General features: G+C 70.7%; 4 protein-coding genes. 1 reads left to right on the forward strand and 3 read right to left on the reverse strand.

Annotation, left to right across the window (positions count from 1 at the left end; all coding sequences use genetic code 11):
• A partial coding sequence (locus JHC79_RS21590) for an aldo/keto reductase (RefSeq protein ID WP_296394758.1) occupies positions 1–665 on the reverse strand: 665 nt, incomplete at its 3' end.
• An 87-nt stretch (positions 666–752) separates the two neighbouring features.
• Between JHC79_RS21590 and JHC79_RS21595 the strand changes: the two genes are divergently transcribed.
• Positions 753–1358, forward strand: coding sequence for a TetR/AcrR family transcriptional regulator (locus tag JHC79_RS21595; RefSeq protein WP_296394760.1), 606 nt, complete (start codon positions 753–755; stop codon positions 1356–1358).
• Positions 1359–1372: 14 nt separating this feature from the next.
• Here the strand turns inward: JHC79_RS21595 and JHC79_RS21600 are convergent, their stop codons facing one another.
• Positions 1373–4780: an ATP-dependent helicase gene (locus tag JHC79_RS21600; RefSeq protein WP_296394762.1), complete on the reverse strand. Its 3408-nt coding sequence runs from the start codon at positions 4778–4780 to the stop codon at positions 1373–1375.
• On the reverse strand, positions 4773–6373 hold a 1601-nt coding region (locus JHC79_RS21605), incomplete at its 5' end, for a UrvD/REP family ATP-dependent DNA helicase (protein ID WP_296394764.1). The genes JHC79_RS21605 and JHC79_RS21600, both read right to left, overlap by 8 nt.

Here is a 6373-nt window from a genome sequence, read left to right on the forward strand (position 1 = left end):
CCGGTCAGCCGCCCCCAGCCCAGCGGGCTCCACACGATGGCCCCGACCCCCTCCGCGGCACCGAGCGGCATCAACTCCCATTCGTAGTCCCTCCCGACCAGGGAGTAGTAGACCTGGTGCGCGACATGCCGATTGCGGTGATCGCGGTCGGCGACGGCCAGCGATTTCATCAGCTGCCAGCCGGAGAAGTTCGAGACACCGGTGTACCTGATCTTTCCCGCGCTGACCAGGTCGTCGAGCGTCGCGACGACCTCCTCGATCGGGGTGTGTGCGTCATAGGCGTGGAGCTGGAACAGGTCGATCCGGTCGGTCTGCAACCGTCTCAGCGCCGTCTCGACGGCGGTGATCAGGCGTCCTCGTGACGACCCCGCGTCCCCGGGGCCGTCGCCGATGGGCAGTGAGGCCTTCGTCGACACCACGACGTCGTCACGGCGACCCTTCAGCGCGGCGCCGAGCACCTGCTCCGACATCCCGTCGGAGTAGACGTCGGCCGTGTCGAACAGCGTCACGCCCGCCTCGAGGCAGATGTCGATCAGCCGCCGCGCCTCGTCGACGCCGGTCGAACCCCATGCGCCGAAGAATTCGCCGACACCACCGAAAGTCGCTGTGCCGAAACCGACCTCGGACACCGTCAGACCCGATGCGCCCACTCTGCGATACTCCATCATTCTCCTTAATGACACTGTGTTCCCGTTAAAGACGGTAGCACGCGGCGCCTCATAACGGGACCCCGATTCCGTTAAGCTGGACACATGACCGGCCCTCAGATGACCCGACCCGGTGGCCGTACCGCCGAGGTGCGCGCCGCGGTGCTGCGCGCGACCGGAGATCTCCTCGCACGTCACGGGTTCCACGGAGTCGATCTCGCGACGGTCGCGCGCGGAGCCGGGGTGGGCAAGACCACCGTCTATCGACGGTGGGGGTCACCCTCGGCGCTCGTCGCCGACCTGCTGACCACGATGGCGGCCGAATCGGTGGCCCGCACCGACACCGGCACCCTGCACGGGGATCTCACCGCCAATGCGACGCTGGTGCAGACGACACTCAACGACCCACGTCAGGGCCGACTCTTCAAGGCGCTGTTCTCCGCCGCGACCTACGACGAGCACACCGCCGCGGCGCTAGCGGAGTTCTACCGGACCCGCGTCGCCGAATGGGCGCACGCCGTCACCGACGCCGTGGCGCGCGGGGAGGCACCCATCGGGACCGACCCGGTCGCCACGATCAGCCACCTGTCGGCTCCGCTGTACTACCGGTTCCTCACCACGACCGAACCGCTCGCCGACCTCGACGTCACCCGTGCGGTCGGGGCGTGTTCGGCGGCCATCGCCGCAGGGGTGTTCGTCGTCGACGAGTGATCGACCGCGGCAGATCAGGTCTGATCGGATGCCGCGGCACCGAGCAGTCGTGCGAGTTCCTGGCGACTGGGCAGGTTCTCCGGCTCGACGGTGACGCCGGAACGGACGTAGTGGAACGCTGCCCGGACCGACTCGACCGGGATGCCGGTCAGCTCGGCCCAGGCGATGCGGTAGGCGGCCAACTGGATCTGCACCGAATGCTGCTGCGCCGCGTCGGGCTGCGCACCGGTTTTCCAGTCCACGACCACCGCTCCGCCGCCCGGCTCGGCGAACACCGCGTCGATGCGGCCTCGCACGACGGTGTCGCCGATGACGGTCTCGAAGGGCACCTCGACCTCCACCGGGCTGCGCGCGGCCCATGACGACCGCAGGAATGCGTCGCGGAGTTCGGCGAGGTCGGTGTCGGATCCGGCGGTCGCGTCGGCGGCGCCGGGCAACTCGTCCATGTCGAGCAGGCGGGTCGCGCCGTAGCGTCGTTCCACCCAGGCGTGGAACGCGGTGCCCCGGCGCGCGAGACGGTTGGGTTTGAACGGCATGGGTCGCCGGAGGCGGCGCGCGAACGCCGCCTCGTCACGGTCCAGCTCGACGAGGTCGCTGACCGAGAGGTGCTGCGGCAGTGCTACCTCGAGGTCGATCGAGTTGGCCCCCGCCCGCTCGGCCAACAATGCGTCGACCTCGCGGCGCCACTCCTCGACCTCCGGATCCATCGGCTCGCCTGCGACCTCGGCGCCGCCGCCCAGGACGTCGGTGTCGAACAGGGCCGGTTGACCGCGACGGCGCAGCGCCTCGAGCACCCGGTCGGCACCCGCGCGGACCTGCGATCGACGCTCTCCCAGGGGATCACGCGGCCACGCAGCTGCCACCGCATGGGCGGCCAACGGGTTCTCCGCCGACTCCTCCGGCGTCGGGTCCCATCGATCGATCCGTAGACCGGCCATGGGTTCGCCGGCATCGACCAGCTCGGAGACGATGTCGTGGATCTCCTGCAGGAAGATCGACGGCCCCTTCGGGTTCGGGCTGCTCTGCGTCCAGTGGTGGCCCGAGATCAGCAGTCGTCGTTTGGTTCTCGTGAGTGCGACGTAGAGCAGTCGGCGGTCCTCTTCCAGTCGCCGGTCGCGCAGTGCCTGTTTGTGCTCGTCGATGACGGTCTCGAGTTCCTTGCGGTCGGTCACACCCTCGGTGTCGAACCGGGGGAAACCCACGCCGGTGGCATCGGCGAGGTCACCACGGAGATGGGCGGGCAACTCGCGCGCGCTGCCCAGCCAGGTCCCGTCCGAGCGGCCACCCGGGAAGATGTTCGTGCACAGGTGCGGGAGCACGATGACGTCCCACTCGAGTCCCTTCGCGGCGTGCACGGTGAGGATCTGCACGCGCTCCTCGGCGATCTCGACCGCGCCCGGCTCGAGGCCCTTCTCGATCAGGGTCGCCGACTCCAGGAACGCCAGCAGACCGGGCAGCGTCGCCGCCGACCGCTCGGCGTAGCCGGACACGTGCTCGGCGAAGGCGTCGAGATGCTCACGGCCGGTGATGTTCCCGCGCATCCGCCGTGCTCGGATCTGGGTCTCGATGCCGACACCGAGCGTGGCCTCGACATCGGCGACGAGCTCGGGCAGGGGCTGCCCCATCCGACGGCGCAGGCCATCGAGCATGGCACCGAACTCGCTCACCCGCCGGAACCCCTCCGGGCTGTAGTGCGCCTTGTCGCCGGGGTCGGCGATGGCGTCACCGAGACCGGCCTGGTCGACGGCGTCGGTGGGCAGCGCCGCGTCGAGCGCGTCGTCGAGGGCCTCCGCCGAGGTGACCGACCCGGTGACCGCGGCGAACTCGACGGCCGCGAGCTCACGGGCCCGGCGCCACAGGGCCGCGAGGTCGGCGGCACCGAGCCGCCACCGCGCGCCGGTCAGCAACCGCATGGCGGCGCTGCCTGCCATCGGGTCGGCCATCAGGCGCAGCATCGCCACGACATCCTGGATCTCCGGGACATGCAGCAGGCCACCGATGCCGACCACCTCGACCGGGATGCCGCGGCTCTCCAGCTCGGCGGCGAGCGGCGCCGAGTCCTCGTTGCGTCGGACGAGAACCGCGGTCGTCGGGGCGGGGACACCGGCCCTCTCGGCGGCGGCGTACTCGGCCGAGACACGGTCGGCCACCCAGCTCCGTTCGTCGAGCACGGTCTCGAACAGGGCGACCTCCACGTCGCCGTCCGGTGCGCCGTCGCGAGCGCGCAGGATGGACACCGGGATACCCGAGGCGCGCAGCTGTTCGGAGATCTGGTTGGCCAGGACCAGCGCCGTGCTCGGGTTGCGCCAACTCGTCAGCAGTTCCATCCGGCGGGCGGGTGTGCCGTCGGTCGACGGGAAATCGTGGGCGAAGCGGGGCAGGTTCGCCGCCGAGGCACCGCGCCATCCGTAGATCGACTGGATCGGGTCGCCGACCGCGGTCACCGCGATGGAGGTGTTCTTCGTCGTCGGGTCGAGGCCGGCGCCGAACAGCGTCGACAGCAGGATCCGTTGGGAGAACCCGGTGTCCTGGTACTCGTCGAGCAGCACCGCCCGGATGCTCTGCCGTTCGGCGGCGGCCACCTCGGGGTGATCGCGCACCAACCGCGCGGCCAGCGACATCTGGCTGCCGAAATCGAGCACGTTCTGCTCACGCATGATCTGCGCCAGCCGGGCGACCAGGGGCACCAGACGGTGTCGTTCGATGATGACGTCCTGCACCGACCGCATGGCCTGCGACGGATCGGCGCGTTGCCGCTTGCCCGGCGGCAGGGTGTCGACGAGCCGGTGTAGGTCGAGTCCGGCCTCGGCGATGTCGGTGAGGTCGACGAGGTGCTCGGCCGCGTCGGAGTAGAGCTTGAGGACTGCCTCGGTCACACCCGCCGGCGTCTTGGTGGTCTGCAGGTCGTCGGTCCACCCGGTGACGACGCCGAAGGCCAACTGCCACAACTCCGTCTCCGACAGCAACGTCGACGCGGGCTCCACCGGGAGCAGCAGACCGTAGTCGGCGATGAGCCGTCCGGCGTAGGCGTGATAGGTGCTCACCTCGGGATCGGCGCTGCGCAGCAGGGTCCGCATGGAGCCATCGGGATCCCACAGCATCATCGCCGACGACCCGGCGAGCATCGCGAGTCGTCGTCGGATGCGCGCGGCGAGTTCGGAGGCGGCCTTGCGCGTGAAGGTGAGTCCGATGATCTCGTCCGGCGACACCATCCCGTTGGCGACCAGCCAGACGACCCGCGCGGCCATCGTCTCCGTCTTGCCCGCCCCCGCACCGGCGACGACCAGCACCGGCTCCATCGGCGCCTCGATCACCGCGACCTGCTCGTCGGTCGGCGGTGGCAGCCCGAGGGCCGCCGAGAGCGACCGCGCCGAGATCGACCGCACGTCGGCGAGACGATCCGTCGTGAACTGGTCAGTCATCGGTCACCGCCTTGCCGCGCAGGGTCGCCGGGCAGGACGCCGCGAGACCGCAGTGACCGCAACCGGGGTTGATGGTGGCCACGAACCGCGGACCGATGCTCGCCCGTGCGGCCGAACGGACCACCTCGATCCACTCCTGCACCTGATCGGGGGTCAGCGGCGACTGCGTGCGCACCGCGGCCCCGGTCTTCTTCGACGCGGTGTTGACGTAGACCAGCTGACCGCCACCGGGTTCGGCCGACCCGACCTCCGGCACACCCCCGAGGTGCAGCGCGAGTTGATAGGTGGCCAGCTGTGGGTGCACCTCCGCATCGGCGGCGGTGGCCGTGGTCTTGGTGGTCTTGACGTCGACGACCACCGGGCGGCCCGCGTGGTCGCGTTCGAGCCGGTCGATACGCCCGCGCAGGCGGATGGGCACGCCGGCGATCGGGTCGTCGGCCGGGTCGGCGTCGGGGTCGACCGTCTCGGGTGGCAGTACCGCGTCGACGTCGACCTCCACACCGATCGCGTCGAGATCGGCCCGCGACCAGGTCAGCCACTCCGCGAAGTGGGTGAGCATGGCCTCGGTGCGGTCGAGTTCGTGCGCGGAGAACCAGTCGGCGCCGACGTCGACCTGATCCCACACCCGACGCAGGGCGCCGGTCACGTCGGCCGGGTCGATCTCGCCGGCCACGGCCTGGACCAGGGTGTGCACCAGCGTGCCCGCGACCGCGGGCACCTTGTCCCCGTCGCGGCCACCGTTGCGTTCGAGCATCCAGCGCAGCGAACACCGTTGCAGCGCCTCGATGTTGGACGGGGACAACGTCACCGGTCCGCGCTCGGGGGCCCACAGCGACACCTCGCTGCTGGTCTCGGGCAGGCCGTACCAGTCATGCGGGTGCGCGCCAGGCACACCGGCGTCGGCGAGGCGGGCCAGGAGTTCGGCGGCCTGCGGATGCGGGTCAGGGCTGCACACCTGCGCACGCAGTGTCGCCACCAGTGACGGCAGCGACAGGATCCGTTGCACCGCAGGGGCCACCGGCAGCAGTTCGTCGGCGGAGACCGCCACATCGGAGGCGTCGGGGTCGGTGCCGAGTGCCGCGGCCAGTTCGACCACGAACCGCGACGGCGCGGAGTCCCCACTGCCGTCGTCGACGGCGGAGACGAGCAGCTGCCGACGGGCGCGGGAGCAGGCGACCAGGAACAGTCGGCGCTCCTCGGCCAGCGCGACCGCCGAACGGGACACCGTGTCGATGCCCTCGGCCGCGACACCGTCGAGCAGGTCGACCAGTTGTGGTGTGGCGAGGATGCTCCCGCGGCTGCGCAGACTCGGCCACAGTCCGTCGAGCACACCGGCGACGGCCACGACCTCCCATTCCCGTCCGGCCGAGGCGTGCGCGGAGACGATCGTGACCGCGTCGGAGATCGCGCTGCGCCGCGGTGCCTCCCCGGGGATCTGCAGCTTGCCGACGTGCTCGACGAAGGCGCCGAGGGTCGCCGCGGGCAGGTTGTCGGTGAAGCTGGCCGCGACGTCGAACAGTGCCACCACCGCGTCGAGGTCGCGGTCGGACTGATCGGCTCCGGGGCCGCCGCGCAACGCCGTCGCCGACCACC

It is taken from the genome of Williamsia sp. (assembly GCF_016462415.1).
In the GTDB taxonomy this organism is placed as follows: Bacteria; Actinomycetota; Actinomycetes; order Mycobacteriales; family Mycobacteriaceae; genus Williamsia_A.